20 protein-coding genes are annotated in these 22,045 nt (G+C 38.6%); 17 read left to right on the top strand and 3 right to left on the bottom strand.

From position 1 onward, the window contains the following. Positions 1 to 26: 26 nt before the first annotated feature. Complete coding sequence (locus AC1M9I_RS13800; RefSeq protein WP_481595148.1) at positions 27 to 656, bottom strand: hypothetical protein; 630 nt, start codon at positions 654 to 656, stop codon at positions 27 to 29. Positions 657 to 821: 165 nt separating this feature from the next. Between AC1M9I_RS13800 and hisD the strand changes: the two genes are divergently transcribed. Both hisD and hisC read left to right on the top strand, forming a co-directional pair. Then, on the top strand, positions 822 to 2,123 hold the full coding sequence (gene hisD, locus AC1M9I_RS13795; protein WP_481595150.1) for a histidinol dehydrogenase: 1,302 nt from the start codon (positions 822 to 824) through the stop codon (positions 2,121 to 2,123). A 150-nt stretch (positions 2,124 to 2,273) separates the two neighbouring features. Beyond that, the gene (gene hisC, locus AC1M9I_RS13790) at positions 2,274 to 3,365 is read left to right on the top strand and encodes a histidinol-phosphate transaminase (RefSeq protein ID WP_481595147.1); all 1,092 of its coding nucleotides are present in this window, start codon (positions 2,274 to 2,276) and stop codon (positions 3,363 to 3,365) included. Between the two features lie 49 nt (positions 3,366 to 3,414). Here the strand turns inward: hisC and pabB are convergent, their stop codons facing one another. Further along, on the bottom strand, positions 3,415 to 4,761 hold the full coding sequence (gene pabB / locus AC1M9I_RS13785) for an aminodeoxychorismate synthase component I (protein ID WP_481595146.1): 1,347 nt from the start codon (positions 4,759 to 4,761) through the stop codon (positions 3,415 to 3,417). Between the two features lie 246 nt (positions 4,762 to 5,007). On the opposite strand from pabB, the gene filA reads away from it, so the two are divergent. From filA to filF, 6 genes are all read left to right on the top strand, one after another. Then, positions 5,008 to 5,877 carry a putative pilus system protein FilA gene (filA, locus tag AC1M9I_RS13780; protein ID WP_092768589.1) on the top strand — a complete coding sequence of 290 codons (870 nt, stop codon included), beginning with the start codon at positions 5,008 to 5,010 and terminating at the stop codon, positions 5,875 to 5,877. Between the two features lie 183 nt (positions 5,878 to 6,060). Further along, on the top strand, positions 6,061 to 6,894 hold the full coding sequence (gene filB, locus AC1M9I_RS13775) for a putative pilus system C39 family peptidase FilB (RefSeq protein WP_481588027.1): 834 nt from the start codon (positions 6,061 to 6,063) through the stop codon (positions 6,892 to 6,894). Between the two features lie 65 nt (positions 6,895 to 6,959). Then, positions 6,960 to 8,168, top strand: a complete 1,209-nt coding sequence (gene filC / locus AC1M9I_RS13770) for a putative pilus system protein FilC (protein WP_481594033.1) — start codon at positions 6,960 to 6,962, stop codon at positions 8,166 to 8,168. A gap of 12 nt (positions 8,169 to 8,180) precedes the next feature. Continuing rightward, entirely contained in the window at positions 8,181 to 9,848 is a 1,668-nt protein-coding gene (gene filD / locus AC1M9I_RS13765; RefSeq protein WP_481611158.1) for a putative pilus system OmpP1/FadL family transporter FilD, read from the top strand. After that, positions 9,848 to 11,104 (top strand): putative pilus assembly protein FilE, encoded by a 1,257-nt coding sequence (filE, locus tag AC1M9I_RS13760; RefSeq protein WP_481611157.1) that lies wholly within the window; start codon positions 9,848 to 9,850, stop codon positions 11,102 to 11,104. The genes filD and filE overlap by 1 nt, the downstream gene beginning before the upstream one ends. 12 nt (positions 11,105 to 11,116) lie before the next feature. Further along, positions 11,117 to 13,024 carry a putative pilus system protein FilF gene (filF, locus tag AC1M9I_RS13755; RefSeq protein ID WP_481595144.1) on the top strand — a complete coding sequence of 636 codons (1,908 nt, stop codon included), beginning with the start codon at positions 11,117 to 11,119 and terminating at the stop codon, positions 13,022 to 13,024. Positions 13,025 to 13,059: 35 nt separating this feature from the next. On the opposite strand, the gene AC1M9I_RS13750 is transcribed toward filF, so the two are convergent. Continuing rightward, entirely contained in the window at positions 13,060 to 13,608 is a 549-nt protein-coding gene (locus AC1M9I_RS13750; RefSeq protein WP_035268253.1) for an NUDIX hydrolase, read from the bottom strand. Positions 13,609 to 13,738: 130 nt separating this feature from the next. Between AC1M9I_RS13750 and AC1M9I_RS13745 the strand changes: the two genes are divergently transcribed. The 9 genes from AC1M9I_RS13745 (at position 13,739) to AC1M9I_RS13705 (ending at position 22,026) form a co-directional block, all read left to right on the top strand. Further along, entirely contained in the window at positions 13,739 to 14,353 is a 615-nt protein-coding gene (locus tag AC1M9I_RS13745; protein ID WP_035268255.1) for a CoA pyrophosphatase, read from the top strand. Positions 14,354 to 14,380: 27 nt separating this feature from the next. After that, a complete protein-coding gene (locus AC1M9I_RS13740; protein ID WP_035268256.1) occupies positions 14,381 to 14,911 on the top strand; it encodes a gamma carbonic anhydrase family protein in 531 nt (176 codons plus the stop codon). Between the two features lie 122 nt (positions 14,912 to 15,033). Beyond that, positions 15,034 to 15,699 (top strand): tRNA (adenosine(37)-N6)-threonylcarbamoyltransferase complex dimerization subunit type 1 TsaB, encoded by a 666-nt coding sequence (gene tsaB, locus AC1M9I_RS13735; protein ID WP_092768604.1) that lies wholly within the window; start codon positions 15,034 to 15,036, stop codon positions 15,697 to 15,699. Positions 15,700 to 15,711: 12 nt separating this feature from the next. Beyond that, positions 15,712 to 16,536: an undecaprenyl-diphosphate phosphatase gene (locus AC1M9I_RS13730; protein ID WP_035268259.1), complete on the top strand. Its 825-nt coding sequence runs from the start codon at positions 15,712 to 15,714 to the stop codon at positions 16,534 to 16,536. After that, positions 16,530 to 17,348, top strand: coding sequence for a class I SAM-dependent methyltransferase (locus tag AC1M9I_RS13725; RefSeq protein WP_481595143.1), 819 nt, complete (start codon positions 16,530 to 16,532; stop codon positions 17,346 to 17,348). Before AC1M9I_RS13730 ends, AC1M9I_RS13725 begins: the two co-directional genes overlap by 7 nt. A gap of 118 nt (positions 17,349 to 17,466) precedes the next feature. Further along, positions 17,467 to 18,891, top strand: coding sequence for a C13 family peptidase (locus AC1M9I_RS13720; RefSeq protein WP_035268271.1), 1,425 nt, complete (start codon positions 17,467 to 17,469; stop codon positions 18,889 to 18,891). A gap of 32 nt (positions 18,892 to 18,923) precedes the next feature. Further along, complete coding sequence (fghA, locus tag AC1M9I_RS13715) at positions 18,924 to 19,760, top strand: S-formylglutathione hydrolase (protein WP_481611156.1); 837 nt, start codon at positions 18,924 to 18,926, stop codon at positions 19,758 to 19,760. Between the two features lie 218 nt (positions 19,761 to 19,978). Then, entirely contained in the window at positions 19,979 to 20,989 is a 1,011-nt protein-coding gene (locus AC1M9I_RS13710; RefSeq protein ID WP_257219954.1) for a YjgN family protein, read from the top strand. A gap of 11 nt (positions 20,990 to 21,000) precedes the next feature. Beyond that, a complete protein-coding gene (locus AC1M9I_RS13705) occupies positions 21,001 to 22,026 on the top strand; it encodes a M48 family metallopeptidase (protein ID WP_481588035.1) in 1,026 nt (341 codons plus the stop codon). Positions 22,027 to 22,045 lie beyond the last annotated feature (19 nt).

The raw sequence follows: 22,045 nt of genomic DNA, 5'->3' as shown, positions 1-22,045 counted from the left end.
ATAGACCGTCCGAAAGGGCGGTTTTTTTATTCTGCTAGAATATATTTTCTAACTTGCCGTTTATAGATCTTATTATTTTTCATAAATAAATTTCTATAAGAATCAAGGATATCTAATATTTCACCTGCTGATAAATTGTGATTTAAGCAGTTAAATATTGTTCTTTCAAGTTGGTTTAAGAAAAAGGAATAATCATTTCTTATTTTAAAGAAATTAGGATCATCATTTAATTCATAGAGTATCATTGATTTGGAAAGTATTTTCGATGAGTTAGTGGATAAGTCTCTTAAAAAATGTGAAATATCTTCGTTATATATTTCCTGAATTTTTAAATCAGGATTAATAGTTCTAAAAAAGGATGAGATATCTGTAAATATTCTAATATCATCATTAATTGCAATGAGTAATTCTTTAGCTTCATCTGCAAGAATTAGTGAGTTATGCTGCATTTTCCAATTTAAGAATCCGATAATTGCAACTATTGGCGTCAGTACATAAGCGGTTACAGTTACTATATCCACGATTCCAGTTTTAGTAACGGCACACATCAATGATTGACCTTGACAGTAATAAAAGTATTGAAAGAATCCACAAATAGCTAAAACAACGACATAAACACCTAAATAGTATCCAACATATTTTTCTATTTCTTTCATCTAAAATTCCCTCGAATAAAAACGAATAATTTTAAGAATATAGCTGAAAAGAAAATTCAATTTAATCAAAAGTTATTTTCAATGATCTCTATACGAGTTGGTTGAATGAAGATGCCCACAAATCAACAGAAAACAGGTAAACTAAAGCTTCCCTTTTATTTCATTGTGGATAAATTGATGCGACGTTTATCGACTCAAGATCAAAATTTTAAGCAAGACTTTGCTGACTTGCTCGCTTTTGAAACCGTGAGTGACCCAGAACTTTTAAAAACAGTAGACCAAATCATTGCCGATGTTCGTCAACATGGTGATGCTCATGTTCTCAAACTCACACAACAGTTCGATCGACATCCAGCGCATCAATTTTCAGATTTAGAACTGACACAAGAGCAACTTAAAGCTGCATTTGATCACTTAACGACTGAAGTTCGAGAAGCTTTAGAGTTGGCTGCAAATCGTGTCCGTGAATTCCATCAGGCACAAAAACAAGATGGTTGGACCTATGTTGATGCTTTGGGTAACACCTTAGGCCAAAAAGTGACGCCGCTTGACCGTGTTGGAATTTATGTGCCAGGTGGTTTAGCTTCATACCCATCATCAGTACTCATGAATGCAGTTCCTGCACACGTCGCAGGAGTGCCTGAAATTATTATGGTTGTGCCTGCACCAAATGGTGATTTAAATCCATTGGTGTTGGCAGCTGCGTATTTGGCAGGTGTCACTCGTGTATTTACGATTGGTGGTGCGCAAGCGGTTGCAGCATTGGCCTATGGTACTGAAACTATTCCAGCAGTAGACAAAATCACTGGACCTGGCAATCGTTTTGTTGCAGCAGCAAAACGCGCCGTATTTGGTCAGGTAGGTATTGATATGATTGCAGGTCCTTCAGAAATTTTAGTGTATGCTGAAGGGGACAATAATGCAGAATGGCTTGCAATGGATCTTCTGTCTCAAGCGGAGCATGATACTGTTGCTCAAGCTGTATTTATTACGCCAGACGAGCAACTGCTTCATGATGTCGCGATTGCAATTGAAGAGCACTTAAAAGCACTTCCTAAAGCAGAAATCGCACGAACTTCTATTGCTAATCGTGGTGCACTCGTTTTAGTTAAAGACCGTGCCGAAGGTGTGGAATTGATCAACCAAGTTGCCCCTGAACACTTGATGCTATGTTTAGATGAAGCACAAGAAATGGCTGAAGGTATTCGCCATGCAGGTGCTATCTTCATGGGGCGTTATACGCCTGAAGCAATTGGTGATTACTGTGCAGGTCCGAACCATGTATTGCCAACCTCGGGTACGGCACGTTTTTCATCACCACTCGGGGTGTATGATTTCCAAAAGCGTTCAAGCTTAATCATGTGTTCAGAAGATGGCGTGAAAACTTTAGCGAAAACAGCAGATATTCTTGCACAGCAAGAAAACTTAGATGCTCACGCTCGTTCAGCGCGATATCGTTATCAGTAATTTAAACCATAAATTTGGTATGAATATTCCTCTCTAAATCTGTTTTTAAGCATTGCTTGAAATAGAAATGCAAGTGAGGTTAGGTGAGGGTAATTAAAAAATCTCTCCCTAACCTCCTTAGTCAGTGAGGGGAATTTAGAGAATTTAAAAATGAATATTACAGTAGAACAAATGCGTTTTTGGAGTCCAGAAGTACGTGAACTAGAGCCATATGTGCCTGGTGAACAACCCAAAATCCAAAATCTTTTAAAATTAAATACCAACGAGAACCCGTATCCACCATCTCCAAAAGTTGTAGAAGCGGTACAACAAGTTTTAGCAAATGGCGCGGATGTTTTACGTTTGTATCCTGACCCTGATGCATCTGAATTAAAGCAAGCAATTGCGAAACAGCAACATGTTCCAGTGGGACATGTATTTGTTGGTAATGGTTCTGATGAAGTTTTAGCACATATTTTTAAGGCATTTTTTGTTCAAGATTTGCCAATTCTTTATCCAGATATTACCTACAGTTTCTATCCTGTTTATAGCCAATTTTTTGGAGTGAAAACTCAAATTTTGCCTTTAAACGAAAAGTTTGAAATTGTTGTGGATGACTATAAGCAACCAAATGGCGGCATCATTATCACCAATCCAAATGCTCCTACCAGCATTGCACTTGGTTTGTCTGCAATTGAGGAAGTACTTCAATCGAATCCAAATTCAGTGGTTGTGATTGATGAAGCGTATGTGGACTTTGGTGCTGAGTCTGCGGTGGCTCTCGTAGAAAAATATGACAACTTGGTGGTCTGTCAAACGACCTCGAAATCACGTTCGCTTGCAGGATTACGGGTCGGGTTTGCGATTGCACAGCCGCATTTAATTGCAGCGTTAGAAGCAGTAAAAAATAGCTTCAATTCATATCCAATGGATCGTTTTGCGATTGCCGCTGCAGTGGCGTCTTTCGAGGATCAAGCCTATTTCGAAGCGCAAAATGCCAAAGTGATTGCCAGTCGTATAAAGTTAGTTGAGCAACTGCAATCTTTAGGATTTGATGTGTTGCCTTCTGCCGCAAATTTTATATTTGCAACTTTACCATGCAAAGATGCAGGTCAGCTTGCAAATGAATTGCGAGAGCGTGGCATTATCGTAAGATATTTTAATAAACCACGCATTAATCAGTATTTGCGTATCACCATTGGTACCGATGAGCAAAATCAACGTTTAGTAGACACCTTGAAGAATGACATTTTAAAAGTGTGAGTGCTGCAAATTTTTGTTGTGGAAAAAGCGACCAGATAGGTCGCTTTTTTTATGATTCGTACCATTGATTCATCAGTTTTAGCATGGCATCAACCTTATCAAAACATTCTTGATATTCTGCATCGCAATCTGAACTGATTGTGACACCACCACCAGCCCAAATAGACACATCTTGCTGATATTTTTGAATTGTTCGAATCAAAATATTCCAAGAACCAGTACCGTCAAAATTGAAATAACCAATAGAGCCACAGTATGCACCGCGTGGGGACTCTTCAAGTTCTTCAATAATTTCCATCGCTCGAATTTTGGGTGCCCCCGTTATTGAACCGCCGGGGAGCGCTGCGTGTAAAACATCTAATTGATGAACATCGGATTTTAACATGGCTTCAATTTCACTGACCATGTGGTGGACTTGATTAAAGCTTTCAATGTTAAATAATTTTGGTGTCTTGACAGTGCCAGTTTCTGCATAAATGCTTAAATCATTCCTGAGAAGGTCAACAATCATCAGATTTTCGGCCTTATCTTTCTCAGAGTTGATGAGTGTTTGTTTGGATTCTTGATCTTTTTGAGGATCTTTAAAGCGTGGCGTGGTGCCTTTGATCGGTTTAGTGATCATTTTTTTATTGGGTCTAAATTCGATAAACAACTCAGGTGAACAGCTCAAAAGTTCAAGGTTATCAATTTTAAGATAAGCAGCATAAGGAGCATTTGTGAGTGCCCAAAAAGGTTTAGCTACACTCAGTAGCTCACCTTCAGCTTGTGCTACAAACTCTTGAGTTAGGTTAATTTGGTAACAATCCCCAGCAACAATGTAATCTTGTACTCGTTGAAATGCAGTTCGATATTGTTGTTTAGTCCAACGTGCTTGCATGGGTGAACTGAGTTGAAATGATGATGGACTAGATTGCTGAATGCAGTTTAATAATTGCGTATAAAGGCAATCGGCATTATGTTCAGTGCTATAGAAAATCCAATCATTATTTTCATAAATCAAATAGCTTTCATACAAGCCAAAAAACAATTGTGGTTGTTTTTTTACCTTGGTGTTGATTTGAAAATTTGCTGCAAAATTATAATCATAGTATCCAATGTAACCACCTCTGAAATAATGGCGTGCAGAGTCAGAAAGTGGATTTTCACTACATTGAACAAAATCTTTGAGTGAAGAAAATTGACTTTCATACTGATAATTAAAATCAGAGCAACGCACAAATTGACTGAATCCGCCGTTTATATAAACGCAATATTTTTTTGGCAAAAATCCGATAATCGGTAAATCCTGATTTTCAAGATATACCAATCCTGTCAATGAACCAATTTTTTGCAAAAAATCAGCTTTACATAGTCCTGAAATTTTTAAGTTTTGTTTAAAAAATGAAGCACTTACCATTTGTGACTTGTTACACTCTTTTCAGAAAATTTGCATCACCCATTTAATACTAGTTCACACTTATGCCATTTATCGGGAATAGGTCGAATTTTCTTAACAGATATTGATCATAAGATAACATAAGGTTAACTTAATACTGCAAAGCGAACTGCTCAAGGATGAAGTTTCAGTCGTTAAATTATAAAAACTTCAGAAACACGGAGAGCAGTCAAAAAAATGAAAAAAATGCTCTTGGGAGAGTACATAATGAAATTATTCACAAAATTGGCTTTAGTTTCTTCAATGGCGGTGAGCGTGAATGCTATGGCGATGCAGGCAATGGATGATGCATCACTCAGCGCAACGACTGGTCAAGATGGTATTACTATTGCCATTGATACAACTGCTGGTATCGAAATCGATAAGTTATATATTCATGATAATGATGGTTTTACAAATAGCGCTTTGACATTCGGTGATACGACCATTAATACAGCTGGCACTGCTGATCCAACAATTGGTGCTGGTGCAATCACGGTTAACGGTTTAACGATTTCAAAGGGTACTGGAAATACTCAAAACTTAGCAACGTTGAAAGTTGATGCCGCAGATGTTGGTGGTCAAGCGGTACTTAATGTTCTTGCTGAAACTGGTGCTTTAGACATCAATGTTGGTTCTATTGGGGTTGCAAGCTCTGGCACTTACAGTTCTGATGACAATGTTCGTGGTGTTGTTGAAGGTTCTGAAAAACAAATTATTACAGGTTTAACATTATCATTGGGTGCAACCAAAGCAAACGTTCAATTAGGTAATGCACCTCAAGGCGCTATGATTGTTGTTGATTCTGAAATCACTGGTGGTTTATCTACAAGCTTAACTATTAATGATACATCTACATCGGGCGGTGGTAGCATTGGAATCGAGGGCTTGAAAGTTACAAGTTCAGGCAGTAAAAACCTGAATGCTGACGCCAAAATTGGTGTAACAAAAGATGGATTATATATCAGCCCAGCTCAATCACCATTGAATGCTTACATCCAAAAAGTTTCTTTAGGTGAAGCTAATAAGAGTATCGGTTCAATCGAAGTTCAAGGTTTGAATTTGGGTAGCACTTCAATCAAAATTTCTGGTCACTAAGTTTTTATACAAAAAACGCGTGTTGATCACGCGTTTTTTAAATTTTGCGAATTTGAAATTAAAAAGTAAAAGTACTGTATTTTTAGGATGAAAAAGGTATTCTGAATATAAGAATAAATGTGAGTGCAAACTCCAACTACAGAATCATAAAGGCAAGTACGCCGAACTAGAACAGTTAACATTATGATAGAAATTACTTTAGGCTCTGCAATTATGTATTTTTTTGCGAGTCATGCTCTCGAAATTAAAGAAAAACCACGCGAAGCAGTTTATTACAGTGAGATTGCAGACTCACGACATCTATCTTATACAAAAAATCACCGTGAACCTGTAGCTATCAAGCCGGCTATCGAAAATCAGTTTAGAGGAATAGTTCGTCAAGCGTATGACTATAGTTGTGGTTCTGCGGCGTTGACGACAGTTCTTAATGGTCACGCTGGTCTAAATTTGACAGAACAACAAACCATGGAGGGATTGTTGCGATTTGGCGAGTATGATCGAATCATTGAGCGTAGAAGCTTTTCATTATTGGATATGAAGCGCTTCGTCACTGCTTTAGGTTATGAAAGTGGGGGGTACCGTGGTGAATTCAAAGACCTGATTAAACAGACACAACCTGCTATTGTTCCAATTCACTATGCAGGTTTTAAGCACTTTGTTGTATACAAAGCATATAAAGATGGAAGGGTTTATGTTGCTGACCCTGCATTAGGAAATATCAGTTTTGATGAAGCACGATTTAAAGAAATTTGGGAAAACAATACCTTATTTTTAGTGAACGTTCCTGAATCTCAACAGAAAGATCTATTGGCATTACAAGAAACAGATTTAAGACATGTCGATGATGCAACAATTAACCGTTACGCCTTAGTTGATGCACAATTTTCGTCAGATTATATGAATAAAATCGCAGATAAAGCCTCAACTATGCGTAAAGTATTAGATCTTGATCCCAAATCTCCAACGTATAATCAACCCATTACAACATATATGCGGCTTTACTATAAACGTAAGTAATTTAAATGCAATTAAATTGAATTGAAACAAAATCCAAATAATGAAGAATTGTGGTAGGAAGTAAAATGAATAATCAATGGACGAAAAGAACGCTACTCGCAATCAGTATTCAAATGATTGTCACAGGCGTCTATGCAGCACCCGAAACAGTTGAAGCTCCATCAGAAGAGAATATTTCTCAAGATACTCAAAATAATACTGAAAATAGTTCGGCGACCGAGCTTGAACAAGCACAATCAAGTTATACGGCAGAATCTACTGAAAATGTTGATGCAACACCTTCTCTTAAGCCAGGTGTTGAAGGGCAGGCTGCAAATGCGCTCCAACAAAAAGAAGGTGATGCGACGCAAGAGACTAACTTGCAGGAAGTTTTTTCCTCTAATGAGCGACAATATTCACTGATTAAGCGTGGTGAGTTTTCAACGTTCTATGATCTTGATTATTCGTACTATCGGGATTCACAAATAAATGCTTCGATCGATGAAGGACAATTGTATCAACTTCGTATTGATGAAGATGCAAATCATACGATTACCAATACCATCACAGCGCAATATGGTTTAAGAGATAACATCACGCTAAACGCTTCAATTCCATTGGTTGCAAAGTCTGATAGTGTCAAAGATACGACCACTGCTGGATTGGGTGATATTAGTTTAGGGGCGCGTTGGGAGCCATTTCCACTGAAAGAAGGTCGTTTGCCACTTATTTTGTTTGGTAATCTATCGACAAAAACAGGTGATAGCCCCTATGAAATTAATCCTTTGACGGATCTCTCAACAGGTAAGGGGTATTATTCAGTTGGTGTTGGTGCAAGTACAACAAAATATATTGATCCAGTTGTATTGTTTGCGTCAGTATCAACAAATTATGGTTTTAAAGAATCTGGCTTAAATCAAATCCGAGGGGGAGGAAATACTCAAGGTGAAGGTTTAACCGGGCGTAACCGTGTTTTAGATACTTTTGAACCCGGTGTTACGGCTGGATTCTCGTTCGGGTTTGCATATTCATTTAACTATGATGTCTCCTTGACCATGTCTTATCAGCAATCGATGAACATGGGTACCAAATTTACATATGATACAGGTGAATATTACGAGCCTGCGACTCAGACCAGCTCTATGTTTGCGGTGGCACTCGGTGTACGTGTTAGTCCGAAGACGATTGTCAATGGAACGATAGGTATCGGTTTAACTGAAGACTCTCCAGATGTTTCTCTCGGCCTATCGTTCCCATTAGATATACTTGGCTTCGGTAAGAAAAAAGCAAGCTAAAGGAGTTCGGAAATGAGTCAATTCCGTTTGCATCCTTTAGTTATAGCAATTGTTCTGAGTGGATGTAGTACGCAAGTCTTTGCACACCTTGGGCAGAATTTATCTGTAGATGTACGCTCATTATCAATGGGTAATGCTGTCACTGCAGATCCACCCGGGATTAGTGCAATTCACTTTAACCCTGCGGGTTTAACCAAACTCAAAGGTTTACAAACCGACGTTCAAGGCTTAGTTGCTAATTTTGATATTCAGCGTGAATTTTCAGCGCCATCAGGTTATGACGTCTTTGGATATTCTGATGATCCATTAATCTGTAATGATGCGCTTGATAATCCATCAAACCTCTGTACTGATTTTAAGGATTCTGTGAGAGGTGATGTCGAGTACGCATCCTTATATATTCCTATATTGAAAAAAATGGTGGATTTAGGAGAGGGATGGCCAGTAGCAGCTCCAACTGGAGGAATCTCCTACAACCCACCAGGATCTAAGTTTACTTTCGCTACAGCAGTTTACGCACCAATGGTTGCAGGTTTCGGTGCAGAAGATGGTAATCCGGGTAACTTCATGGGGCAGCAAGTTGCCATGGAGCGTATTACATATTTATCACCATCGATTGCATATCAAGTAAATGATGAACTTTCAATTGGTGCTTCAGTGGGCATGTCTTATCAAGCCATTGCCATGAAAACAGATTTACGTTTTCCAAATGAAATGATTGGTCTTCTTCGGATGGTGGATGAGTCTGTCTGTGCCCCTTTCCGTGGAGGGAATGACAATATTGTCACGAATATTTTGTTATTCGGCTTATGTAATACCAATGAGGGCATGAATCCATTTTCAACTTTCGGGAAAATCAATGTTGAAATGGAGCAGAGTTTATCACCAAGCTACAACTTAGGTGTCTTGTGGGAACCCACTGAAGAGTTTGGTTTGGGGCTGGTTTACCAAAGCGGTGCTAAAATGCGCTTGAAGGGTAAATATATTGTAGAAAATGGAAACGCATCCCGAGAATTAATCAAAGGACTAAACTCCTCACCTACGGGGCAAGTTTTGGCAACCATACTTGGTTTTCCAAACTATGTACCTGCGATTGAAACTGGTCTAATGTCTATGGATTTAGAATATCCAGCACATTTCCAAGCGGGGATTAAGTACAAAGTATTCCCGGACTTACAGGTAAATTTCGATGTGGGATGGACTGACTATGCGGCTTGGGATAAGTTTAAATTTGAGTTCGATCGTCAAATTTCTGCTCTGAAGATTGCAAAACTGTTATCTAATGATGTAACAGACTCTTCTTTATCTCTGCCTCTAGGTTTTCAATCTCCATGGAGTTGGGGCGTTGGCGTTGAATATTCTGCCAATGACCGTTTGAAATTCCGTGCTGGTTATGAACCTAGAACAAGTGCGATTCCAGATGGAAAGCGGAATACAATGGTACCGATCAATAATGCACAATTGTTTGGATTGGGTATTGGTTACCGTTTTGATGAAGATACAGATATTGATTTATCAGTCGGGTTCCTTCGGAGCCGCGATAGAATTCCAGCGGGATCAAGTAGCCTAGCCAATCTAGACGCCGTGGATAATTTATTACTTAATCCATATGCTGGCTTAAATGTATCGACGAATACCAAAGTTACGATTTTAGGTATAAATTATAGAACGAGATGGTAATGGACTTAAATCTTGAGCAATTTAAACAAATAAAGACAAGAGTAAGCCAGTCTCTCGGTTGTGTCTTATGCGCAGGTTCTTTTTTAATATGTCCTACATTGAATGCCCAAGACTTTTACACAATTATAGGTCCAGATGGTAGACCGATTGTCATCGAAAGAGCTGCATCTAGTGCTCAAAAAAACGAATCTATTAAAAATCAAAAATCAATTCAAAGAGAAAATGTTCAGCCAAAAATCATTCAAAACAAACCAGCAGATGAGCCTAAAAAAATACAGGTTGAAATCGCTCAGCCGAGTATTAAAGCTCCTACAGCGAGCAAATCAGTTGGGCGCAGTCAAAATGACAATGTTGAACAATCAACAGTGAGTGTTGAAAAAAAGACTCAAGATCAAATGACGAAAATTGATCTTGCACAGACTAAAGTCAATACGAAACATGAGCAGTCATTAACAAAAAATAAATCTACACACGATCAAAATTCTAAAGAAAGCCTTCAACGTGTTGAGCAGATTTCAGATAGCAAAAACGCAGGTGGTTCACTGAAAGCTGAAACAGGAAGTCCTGTAACTGTGATTGATGGTGTTGAATACATTGATCATGAATATCTTGAGGATCATGAGTTTAATCTGGAAGGAAGAAAACGGTTTTATGTAGTTCCTGATACGCTGGGTGTAGGTGCAGCTCGTTTTGAAACGATTGAGCGACAAAAAGGGATTACCAAAGCCGTTTTATCTCAGTTCCTACGGCCGACAGAGCCTACAGCGAAAGAAGCAATGGCTTTATCGAGTACGTACATGCGTATTGAAGCAAAAGATCTTGCAGAATCTTTGGAACATACATGTTTTCAAGATAGAAAAATTCAGAAAGCTAAGCGTTTGAAGGGTGCTCAAGGTGAAATTGGTTTATGGCCAGTTGCGCCATTGAAAGAACGTTTTGCTTACGAGGTGGTGGAGTTAGATGAATCAATTGATCAGATTCAAATTCAATCATTTGCTTCATCTCAAAATAACCCAACTTTTTATTGGCCGATTGCAGTATTTTTGGATCAGCAAGGTTGCATTTTAGAGGGAGCGACTGGTTTTAAAAGTACAGATACTCAAGCCAACGTCACGACATACTCTGCACTCGAAGGTATATTAAAAAAACCACCTCAAACACGATATTTATTACTCACCCCTTTAGTCGAATCAATTGATATTCAAAATCAAAAACTCGTGAATACTGGTCAGCTAAAGCTTAAGGCCATCAAATAAAAGAGAACTAGAATGAAAAAGTCTAATATTATCCCATTCACGTTTTCCACGCTTTTTTTAGCACTGACTGGATGTGGTGGAGAGAGTGCTAAAATAAATGAAGATCCTAACCGTGGTTCCGTTACAACCTCTAATGGTTGTTTAACCTCAAATGATGCTAATTGTCTTGGATTTGTCTTGGACTATCCTGTAGAGGGACTAAAGTTCGATTGTAGTACTGACAAACTGAATCACTATCGAACTGAACTCGATCCTAATGTTGCAACTGGTTCATGCCAAGTGGGAGACAAAGTTACATTTTATATTCAGGGTGAAGCCAGTGCTCGAAAAATTGAGTTAGGGACGGTCGATCTAGGTTCAATTGTGCCTAAGAAAATGAGCGATGTTTATATTCAGATTGGTGTACAAGATATGGCTCAAGGGCTAACTGGTAAGCCAATTGAAAATTTTAATATGTCCGATCCTACCTATAACGCAATGGTCGGAATTATACGAATTTTGCAAACATTAGGTGTAGATCAAATCAGTAATGTACCTGGTGATATACAGCAAGTTGTGCTGTCAAAAGACAATTTGGATGGTCTTCAAGTGATCAGCCAAAATATAACGGCCAATGAGTTCAACAATGGCAGTTATGTTCAGATCCTGAAACCATGGTTAGATGTCGATAAGGTATCAATTGATGATGCGGAAAAAGTAGCACAACAGATCATCAGAATGAGAAGTGTGGGTATTTATCAGGCCAATCACTTACTCTTTATTGGACAAAATACTAATTTCGCAGGGTTTCACGGCTCAAGCCTAAACAATAATCAAGCAATTGCTGATATGAGCGTAATTACTACGCGCGAAGGTTATGCGAGTGGTTATCTCTCACAGTGGAGAGGGAAACCAATTGTTACGGGTAGTAATACTTCAGAAGAGTTAGCACGAGTATTATTAATCAATCAAGTACCACCTGAAAAATTAGATGTCGTTTCTAATTCAAAAGATTGGTTGAATAATATCTCACAAAAAATACAAAAACCTTTAGTTTTTAAAAGTATTGAATCTTCAAATGACAAATTAGAAATCTATAAAGGAACTCTGTTTGGTCAATCCATTATTCCTGGTAATCAGTATGCTTATCAAGGATTCTTAGGCAGCAAGGATACACCTACAAGCACTGAGGTATATGGGGAGTGGCATCAAGATGTCAATTCTGAGCGCTATACAGGTAAGCTTGATATTCTAAAATACAGTCCAGTGAGCTATTTAGATCGTAAAGTGTTCAAAACACGTAAAAATGTTGAAGCTGGGGATCAAATTATTTTCCCATTATACGCAGATTTAGTGTTTAACTTTAATGATAAAACGATTCCATCACAAACAGTGAGTATCGTCATTGATGAAAATGGAGATATACGAACCAATCGTACTGCATCGAGTTTAAAATCTACCACTTGTCCAAGCATTAAGAATACTTCAACCATGACCGATGAATTGGATGTTCAACAATTCATTATTGGTACGACAGGCACAACATATTCAACTGCAAATGATAAATCTCTGACAATACGTATGATTCTAGCGAATCCAATTTTTGGGAACCTAAATGGGGTCAGAGCTGGACTAAATAACAGACCAGACTTTGGAGTCGATTCTAATAGTGAACTTGTGTCATCTGGAGGTGTACGTTTAAATTTACAAAACTTAATCGTAAATAATGACATAAGAGCGGGTATTAATATCACGAGTTGGGATACTAAGGGCTCTACAGCCGCAGCTGAATGGGTGAATACGCATGCGACATACCAACACACGTACAATTCGATTCCAGAGAATAAACCAACGACTGAACAACTTAATCTAGCAAAGCTTAGAACAGGAACAATTGAAATTGCTTTAACACCTTGTTATCAAATAGGTCGAAAAGCTTAACCAAAAAAACTCCATCTTATGAGATGGAGTTTTTTTTAACCTGTTTGATCAAGTCGAGTACCTAAGGTCTCTAAGTGTGTAGGAAAATGATTCGATTTTCGGTCTTCAAAATAATGACGAAGCGTTCGTTCAACACTTGGGAAAGCTAAACTATCCCATGGAATCTCGTGTTCTTCAAATAAACGACTTTCGATGGTTTCTTCACCAGCTCCAAATTTACCTTCAACAAGGTGAGATTTAAATAATACGTAAATTTGACCAATACGAGGGATATTGTACATACAGTACAATTGCTCAATTTCCACTTCAGCTTCAGCTTCTTCACGAGTTTCACGAGCTGCACCTTGCTCCATTGTCTCGAAGAGTTCCATATATCCTGCTGGTAGCGTCCAAAGACCATAGCGCGGTTCAATCGCTCTACGACATAAGAGTACTTTATCTTCCCAAATCGCTAAGGCTCCACAAATGACCTTCGGATTCACATAGTGAATGGTCTTACAATGCGTACAGACTTGGCGTACTTTATGATCACCTAAAGGAATCTGTTCGGTCGTCGGTTGCCCACAGGCCGTGCAAAAAGGCATATGCTGTCAAGTAAAAATGAGATGATTCAGCATACCCCAAAAAAATAACTTTCGCATCATTTATAGCCTTATGCACAAAATTTCATATATGATGGGATGAGAATAAAAAAGAGAGATCGAGCTATTCAAGATGATGGATCATTCATTAACATTGCAACTGCAACAACACCTTAGGTTTTCTAAACGCATTCAAAAAGCTGATGCTGCAGTATTACTTGCAATCACCAATGAAGATGATCCTAAAATTCTGCTGACGCGTCGCTCTATTTATATGAATAATCATGCGGGTGAAGTGTCATTCCCAGGAGGAAAAAGAGATCCGAACGACACCAGTAATATTGTTGTTGCACTCCGAGAAGCATGGGAAGAAACGGCTTTGAATCCGTTCGATGTAAAGTTGCTAGGTGATCTGCCTTCAGAGCGCTCAAAAGCGGGTGTTTTAGTAAAACCTGTTGTTGGATTGATACCGCCTAATGTGAAGCTTGTCCCACAACCTACAGAAATAGATCGTATTTTTTTTGCTTCAATACGCGAAATGATGGATGCTCGCCCAACACCTTATGAAGTTCGATTGGCTAAGCAATCAATCTATTTTCCAAGTTTAAGAGTTGAGAATGAGGTGATATGGGGTCTTACAGCAAGGATCCTGATTTCGTTGTTTCAGTATGGCTTAAATTATAAAAAAAACTGGCCCTTTTTGCTCAATTCCCCAAGTTTTAAATCTTCAATTTTCAAACAACATTAAAATATTAAATGCATAGGATTGCTGCATATGATGTACAAATTTCAAGACAAAACCCCTTCAACGACGATTCAACCATGGAATGGATGGATTGCAGAAAATGCCACTGTGATTGGCGATGTTGAACTTGGACAAGAGGTGAGTGTTTGGTTTGGTGCGGTAATACGCGGGGATAACTGCAAAATTCGTATTGGTGATTTCAGTAATATTCAAGAAAATGCCGTCTTACACACTGATCCCGGCATTGAATTGAATGTTGGGCAATATGTCACCATTGGTCATCAAGCAATGTTACATGGTTGTACGATTGGAGATAATAGTTTGATTGGTATCAACGCCGTCATATTAAATAATGCTGTAATCGGTAAAAATTGCATTATTGGCGCGAATGCGTTGATTCCAGAAGGTAAAATCATCCCAGATAATTCATTGGTGATGGGCTCTCCTGGCAAAGTAATTAAAACATTAGATGAGTTTGCAGAAGCTAAACTCAAAATGAGTGCGATGCATTATGCGCATCATTTCAAAAATTTCACTCAGCTTGAAAAATTTGAATTTTAAATATAAGTGTTGATATTCATACCAGCGTTCAATAATCACTAAATCTGAACAGATCTGCTCTCGCAGGAATAATTCGAGTGGAGTATGATTAGCACCATTTTTAACGATTTATAGGGGCATGCATGAAATTGCTTGCATTAGAAACTGCCAATGAGCAGTGCTCAGTTTCGTTAATTGATGAGAATCAAGTACTTTTTTATAAACTAGATGATCGTGCAAAAGCGCAGACCCAATCTATCCTCCCAATGATTGAAGCAGCTTTTCAGCAAGCTGAAGTACACGTTTCAGATTTGGATGCGATCGCTTTTAGTCGTGGTCCTGGCTCATTCAGCGGTGTGCGTATTAATGCAGCAGTCACTCAGGCACTTGCATGGTCACATGACGTGCCTGTGATTCCTGTTTCATCCCTTCAAGCTCTGGCACAGGCTGCTTATCGAATGTATCAACTGACAGAAGTTACGGCTGTACTTGATGCAAGAATGAGTGAGGTCTACATCGCAAGTTTTCAGTTAAATGCTCAAGGTTTAATGCAGTTGGTGGATGAAGAGCAATTATTAAATTATGAAAATGCTGCAGCCTATCAAAAGTTTCAAATGATTGGTTCGGGAACAAAATGTATTCATCCCGAATTAAATGATTATTCAAATGTCCAAGCAACTGCTGAGGATATAGCGACGATTGCACGTGAACATGCTTTAAAAAAACACTGGCTCAGTGCCGATCTCGCACTACCCGTTTATTTACGTGACAATGCGTGGAAAAAAATTCCAGAACAAGGCAAAGCATAATTAGGAATTTCTATGGATCTTTTACTGCTGCTTAAAGCGGCAATTATGGGTATCGTTGAAGGTATTACTGAGTTTTTACCCATTTCTAGTACAGGCCATTTAATTTTAGCCGCTGAACTCATGAATTTCTGGACCAAGGAAAAAAGTGATGTCTTTGTGATTGCCATTCAAATGGGGGCAATCGCAGCGGTTATTTATGAATATTGGTCGCGCTTATGGGGTGCTGCAACGGGTATGGTCACTGGCGAAGCACAAGGTAGAAGACTCGGATTTGGTTTAATCTTGGCTTCAATCCCAATTGTTGCAATAGGTTTGACCTTTGGGCAAACAGTAAAAGAGCTATTATTTAATAACTACGCGATTGCAATTGGCCTGATTGTGGGTGGTTTAATTATCATTTGGGTAGAAAAAAATCCCCCAAGAATACGTGTCAAAGAAGTTGAAGAGCTCAGTTATAAAGATGCAATTTGGATTGGTTTAATTCAAGTGCTCTCTTTGATCCCAGGTACATCACGTTCTGGTGCTACGATCATCGGGGCAATGTTTTTAGGCGTTTCCCGCAAAGCAGCGACCGAATTTTCATTCTTTCTTGGAATTCCAGTCATTATTGGTGCTGGATTATTAGATTTATATCAAAGCTATGATGTGTTCCAGACTGCTGAAGATTGGGCAGTGTTGACAACTGGGTTGATTGTTTCATTTGTCTCAGCTTTATTACTCATTCGAGCTTTGGTTGCCTATGTCGCAAAACGTGATTTTATGATTTTTGCTTGGTATCGAATTGCTTCAGGTTTAGTGATCCTTCTCTTTGCATTTACAGGTTGGAAATTATGGTAAGCGAAATACGCTTATTTGCTGAACGAGATTTTCTTGAGAAAGCACAGCATTTTAATGCTGTGCTTTCTTCTCGTGGGGTGCAGTCAACAATCGAAGAGGTTGAAAAATTGAATGCTCGATTTTTCAGACATCATCCTGAACTTGCGCTTTGTGTTGATCAAGATGGGTTGTGGCTGTGCGCACAGGGCATGCGTATGCAACCTGATTGGAAAGCCGAAGTCGGTCGCTTAAAACGTGCTAGCTTGAAATCTGAAATGATTGCAAGGGCATGCCAGTTATCTGAAAAACCCCAGCTCATTGATGCCACCGCAGGGCTTGGACATGACAGTTTATTGATGGCACATTTAGGGGCAAATGTTACATTAGTTGAACGACATCCAATTTTATATACTTTGTTAGAATCTACTCATCAACAAGCGAGTCTTGACCCATTTTTAAAGAGTGTTGTTGCGCGTATTCAGCTGGTTTTTTCAGATTCCGCTGATTATCTTAAGCAATGTGCGAACCAATTCGTCAATGCCGATGTGGTGTATTTAGATCCAATGTTTCCACAGCGCGACCAAAATCAAAATGCCATTAAAAAACAAGCGCAAGTTAAAAAACAAATGCAGCTGTTACATCTTCTGTTACCAGAAGATGGAGAGATGGATTTAGGTGATGAATTATTGGCATTGGCTCAAAGCGTTGCTAAGCGAGTTATTGTAAAGCGACCAAGGCATGCTGTTTATCTCAATGCACAAAAACCTGATCATCAATGGTTAGGTGATGCATGTCGATTTGATGCCTATTTTCAAACGATTGTTTCTGAGTAGTTTGGTAAATGACTCAAAAATAATCGAAAAATTGTTATATAGTTAAAAGTAGCATTGATAATTATTTAACCGAGCATAAACTTAAAAAAGCTGATCCAAGCACCTACACAGTAATCTTATGATAGACCTTAAACCTTCAATTAACTTTTGGCATGATTTAAAAAGTAACCAGCTTGCAGGGATTTGGTTATTTTTAGGTTCAAGGAAATCACTACAGATTGTAAGGCCATCAATTCTTCAACTTATTTTTTGGGGAATTCTTGGAGGTTCAGCGAGCTCTTTATTTAGCTGGTTGTTATCGAGTGGTGCTGGAGAATTTAACTCTCAAGGATTAGTGAGTTATGCGCTCTGGCCATTTATTGCTTTAATTGTTGGGATTTTCCTTTCACAGCGCACTAATAATCCACGTTTGATGTTGGTGCCAGCATTACTTTGGTTAGTACTAGACACACATATTGTGTTGATTCAGTGTCTTATCCAATATTATTTTAATAACTTTGACTATCAACCTAATTTCCTTGTTGATCATTTGCAGCACATATTTTCTTTATTGTTTGTTTGGCAAAGCTTAGCTGTTGTTTGGGTTTTTTCGCGTGAATTAAAATGGCCTTGGTGGGAGCGACTGCTCATCATGATCGCCACGTTTTTTACACTTTTTGTGTGGCAGATTTCGTCACAAAGTCAACCAATTTGGAAGGTAGATGAGGCGCCTCCAAGTATTTCAGAACAATCATTTTACGCGCAAAGCAGATTATTAAATCAGGCGCTTGAACAGATCCAATTTGGAGAGTTCGCGAACTCGCATTGGTATTTTATGGGCGTAGCTGGTGCAAGTTATCAAGATGTATTCAAATTGGAAATTCAAAGATTTAAAGATCAATTTGACACGCGTTTCGGAACCTTTGGTCGTTCAATTGCGTTAATTAATAATCCTGCAACTCGCGAAGAATATCCAATTGCGTCAAAGACCAGTATTGATTTGGCATTGCAACGTATTGGCGCTCAGATGAATCGTGAAAGTGATGTCCTGTTTCTTTATATGACTTCCCATGGATTGAGTAACCAATTTCAAATGGAAAATACGCCAATTGATTTGGAAGACATAGATCCAAAATGGTTGCGCCAAACGCTTGATAAATCAGGGATCAGATGGAGAGTCATTGTGATTTCATCATGTTTCTCTGGTAGTTTTATTCCAGCGTTGCAATCACCAGATACATTAGTCATTACTGCAGCTGCAGCAGATCGAGAGTCTTTTGGTTGTTCAAATGATGCAGACTCGACTTATTTTGGACGTGCTTTCTTTGATTTAGCGATGCGTGAAAAAAATAGCTTACGTGAAGCCTTTGAAGATGCATCAGTCAATATTGCGCATTGGGAAAATGCACAAGGGTTTATGCCATCAGAGCCACAATGGGTCATTGGTAAGAATATGGAAATTATGTTGCCGCAACTTGAAAAGAGATTATTTCCTCAGGTTGGATTATCAACCGTAAGTAGTGAACACCAGAGTGATAGTGCTCAGTTTACGAATATGCGATGATGTTTTAAAAATTAAATGTGTGAGGCAGTGCAATGGAATTGGTTCAAAAGAATAAATGTTTTGATGGTGAACAACGTGTTTATCAGATCAATTCAAAGTTTTTGAAAAATCCGACTAAATTTTCTGTATTTTTACCTTCACAGGCACTCGAAGGTCAAAAATGTATTGCGTTGTACTATCTTGCAGGTTTGACTTGTACTGAAGAAACTTTTGTCATCAAAGCACACGCACAACGTTTAGCTGCACAATTGGGAATTATATTGATTGCTCCAGATACATCACCTCGTGGTGACGACGTGGCGGTCGGGGATTCTTGGGATATAGGGCAAGGGGCTGGATTTTATTTAAACGCAACTCAAGCACCTTGGGCTGAGCATTATCAGATGGAGTCGTATCTTATACAGGAGCTGTATTCTCTAGTTCTTACATCGTTTCCTGTACAGGATGAGGGGATTGGTATTTTTGGTCACAGCATGGGAGGACACGGTGCACTCACGCTTGCTTGGAAGTATCCAGACTTATTTAAGTCAGTCTCAGCATTTGCACCGATTTGTGCGCCATCAATTTGTCCATGGGGTGAAAAGGCATTTTCAGCTTACCTCGGAGAAGAACGTGAGTTATGGAAAGCACATGATGCGAATGAACTCGTGAAAGAAAAGGGTGCTCTATATCACGAAGTTTTAATTGATCAGGGGGGTGCAGATCAGTTTTATGCTCAACTTCATGCAGCGCTATTTGCTGAATCATGTAAAACCGTAGGTCAAAAGCTCACATTGCGGGAGCATGAGGGTTATGATCATGGATACTTCTTTATCCAAAGTTTTATTGATGATCATCTGCAATTCCATGCTTTACAATTGCAAAATTAATCTCATTTGAATTTTAAGATATTCATACTTAAGTTCGTTATAATGTGTGCGATATCACATTTAAACCATGTTGAATGATGACATCTCTCGGGATGTCATTTTTATAATCAGAGAAAATAATAATGAATTCATCAGAACACTCCGCTGAACAAGCACCCTTACCATTCATCAACGATCCATTTCCATTATCTGATGCAGATGAAAATCGACCGATTTATATGGGGAAAGTATTTAAATTTAAATTTCATGGCAATGCGATGGAGTACTTTGGCATATGGATCGTCAATATTTTATTGACGATTGCGACATTGAGCCTATATGCGCCATGGGCGAAAGTACGTCGTTTAAGATATTTTTATAACAATACCGAATTTTTTCATCGCTTTTTTGATTTTACTGGTTTACCGACTAAAATTTTGATTGGTCGACTGATAGCCATTGGCATTTGGGCAATATTTGCGATTGCCTCATATATGGATATGACGATAGCAGCATTTGGTGGACTGATTATTTATATTGCTCTTCCATGGTTGGTACGAGCCACAATTCGATTTAATGCGCGCAACAGTAAATTTGGGAACAGCCGTTTTTATTTTTCTGGCACGAATAAAGAAGCCTATAAACAATTTTTAATTGCGCTTGCTATCACCATTTTTACATTAGGAATATTTAGCCCTGTCGCAATTTGGATTTATAAAAAATATACGCTTAATCATTTGTACGTTGGACAACTCAAATTTCAATTAAACAATGACTGGCCTAGTTATATGCGAGCAGTATATGTTCCCATGATTCTCTTTGTATTGATTCTTATGCTCATCGGATTTGGTGGTTCGACATTATCAATACTCAGTGGTCATGGAATGGATATGATGCTGATGATGATCTTTGCCGTTTATGCGATTGGAATGTTGTTTATTGGTCCGTTAATACAGGCACGAATTTTTATTACTACGTGGAATAGCACAACACTCAACAGCAGTCAGTTTAAGACCAGTTGTAATCAATGGCGCTATGCATGGATTGTTGCGAGTAATTGGATCGCTAGAATCTTAAGTTTAGGATTATTGTCAGCATGGGCTGCTATTCGCATTTATCGATACCAAGTTGAATCGATGAGCTTAGAATTAAATGATGATCCAAACCTGATGATGAATATTGCGCAAAGTGATCATAGTGCCATCGCGGAAGAAATTAGTGATATTTTTGATATTGATATTTCACTTTAGGAGTTAATTCAATGAATCAACCTCTCACAGTGACATATTATGATGGTGTTCTTTCTAAGCCTTTTACAGCACAGATTCGCCCTGCTAATCAAGACAGTATCGCTGTCAGTTATACAGATAAAGGCGAAGTGAAAACAGTCTACTATCATGCAGATGAAATGGTATTGCTTGGTAAAATTGGTCGACGTAATCCAGCTTTAGAGTTAACACATGACGCTAGGATTGAATTTCATGAGCGTCAGCTTCCTGAATGGTTGCCTGTTGAGCATAAAAATTTTCATCAAAAAGTATGGAAACTTGAACGTACACCATCGTTGATTATTTTTAGTGTTATTTTCGTGGTCGCACTTGGTTTCTCCGTCATTAAATGGGGAATACCGACGGCATCGCACATTGTTGCTTTCCAGCTGCCAGAAAATACGCTGAATCGTTTGGGTGGACAGGCAGAAGTTTATTTAGCCGAATACACTAAACCTTCTCAGTTATCACAGCAAAGACAGGATCGGATTCTCGCGGATTATCTGAAATATGTTGCTGAGGGTCGTCCCGCTCAGTTGAAATTTAGGGAAGGTACCTCGCTTGGAGCCAATGCACTCGCATTGCCAAACAATACAATTTATCTCACCGATGAATTAGTGAAGCTTGCCAAGAATGATCAGGAAATTATCGGCGTTTTGGCACATGAACAAGCACATTTATTAAAACGTCACAGCTTACAACAAGGTCTTTCGAGCCTAGGATTCAGCGTACTTTATATTGCTATCACTGGTGATGGATCGGATTTAATTGCGACTTTGCCAGTTGCCATGATTGGTGCAGGATATTCACGGAAGTTTGAGTTAGAATCAGATCAGTATGCGCTAGAACTCATGCATAAACATGAAATGGATACAGTGCATTTTGCAAACTTTTTAAAACGTATGAGTGATGATATGGGAGAAGACGAAGATCAATCAAAAATTCTTGATCTCTTTGCAAGTCATCCTGCCACTGAAGAACGAATTCGCCGTGTTACTGAATTTAAACAGCAACAATAATGAAAAGCCGACTTTATGT

The sequence above is a fragment of the Acinetobacter sp. ANC_7553 genome (genome assembly GCF_056779895.1).
Note: the sequence above shows the minus strand (reverse complement) of the source record. Positions and strands in the feature narration are given on the sequence as shown.

What these genes read in the sequence shown, in the direction of transcription:
- AC1M9I_RS13800 (WP_481595148.1), bottom strand. Translation starts at nt 656, where the DNA reads ATGAAAGAAATAGAAAAATATGTTGGATACTATTTAGGTGTTTATGTC.
- hisC (WP_481595147.1), top strand. Translation starts at nt 2,274, where the DNA reads ATGAATATTACAGTAGAACAAATGCGTTTTTGGAGTCCAGAAGTACGT.
- pabB (WP_481595146.1), bottom strand. Translation starts at nt 4,761, where the DNA reads ATGGTAAGTGCTTCATTTTTTAAACAAAACTTAAAAATTTCAGGACTA.
- filA (WP_092768589.1), top strand. Translation starts at nt 5,008, where the DNA reads ATGAAATTATTCACAAAATTGGCTTTAGTTTCTTCAATGGCGGTGAGC.
- filB (WP_481588027.1), top strand. Translation starts at nt 6,061, where the DNA reads ATGATAGAAATTACTTTAGGCTCTGCAATTATGTATTTTTTTGCGAGT.
- filC (WP_481594033.1), top strand. Translation starts at nt 6,960, where the DNA reads ATGAATAATCAATGGACGAAAAGAACGCTACTCGCAATCAGTATTCAA.
- filD (WP_481611158.1), top strand. Translation starts at nt 8,181, where the DNA reads ATGAGTCAATTCCGTTTGCATCCTTTAGTTATAGCAATTGTTCTGAGT.
- filE (WP_481611157.1), top strand. Translation starts at nt 9,848, where the DNA reads ATGGACTTAAATCTTGAGCAATTTAAACAAATAAAGACAAGAGTAAGC.
- filF (WP_481595144.1), top strand. Translation starts at nt 11,117, where the DNA reads ATGAAAAAGTCTAATATTATCCCATTCACGTTTTCCACGCTTTTTTTA.
- AC1M9I_RS13750 (WP_035268253.1), bottom strand. Translation starts at nt 13,608, where the DNA reads ATGCCTTTTTGCACGGCCTGTGGGCAACCGACGACCGAACAGATTCCT.
- AC1M9I_RS13745 (WP_035268255.1), top strand. Translation starts at nt 13,739, where the DNA reads ATGATGGATCATTCATTAACATTGCAACTGCAACAACACCTTAGGTTT.
- AC1M9I_RS13740 (WP_035268256.1), top strand. Translation starts at nt 14,381, where the DNA reads ATGATGTACAAATTTCAAGACAAAACCCCTTCAACGACGATTCAACCA.
- tsaB (WP_092768604.1), top strand. Translation starts at nt 15,034, where the DNA reads ATGAAATTGCTTGCATTAGAAACTGCCAATGAGCAGTGCTCAGTTTCG.
- AC1M9I_RS13730 (WP_035268259.1), top strand. Translation starts at nt 15,712, where the DNA reads ATGGATCTTTTACTGCTGCTTAAAGCGGCAATTATGGGTATCGTTGAA.
- AC1M9I_RS13725 (WP_481595143.1), top strand. Translation starts at nt 16,530, where the DNA reads ATGGTAAGCGAAATACGCTTATTTGCTGAACGAGATTTTCTTGAGAAA.
- AC1M9I_RS13720 (WP_035268271.1), top strand. Translation starts at nt 17,467, where the DNA reads ATGATAGACCTTAAACCTTCAATTAACTTTTGGCATGATTTAAAAAGT.
- fghA (WP_481611156.1), top strand. Translation starts at nt 18,924, where the DNA reads ATGGAATTGGTTCAAAAGAATAAATGTTTTGATGGTGAACAACGTGTT.
- AC1M9I_RS13710 (WP_257219954.1), top strand. Translation starts at nt 19,979, where the DNA reads ATGGGGAAAGTATTTAAATTTAAATTTCATGGCAATGCGATGGAGTAC.
- AC1M9I_RS13705 (WP_481588035.1), top strand. Translation starts at nt 21,001, where the DNA reads ATGAATCAACCTCTCACAGTGACATATTATGATGGTGTTCTTTCTAAG.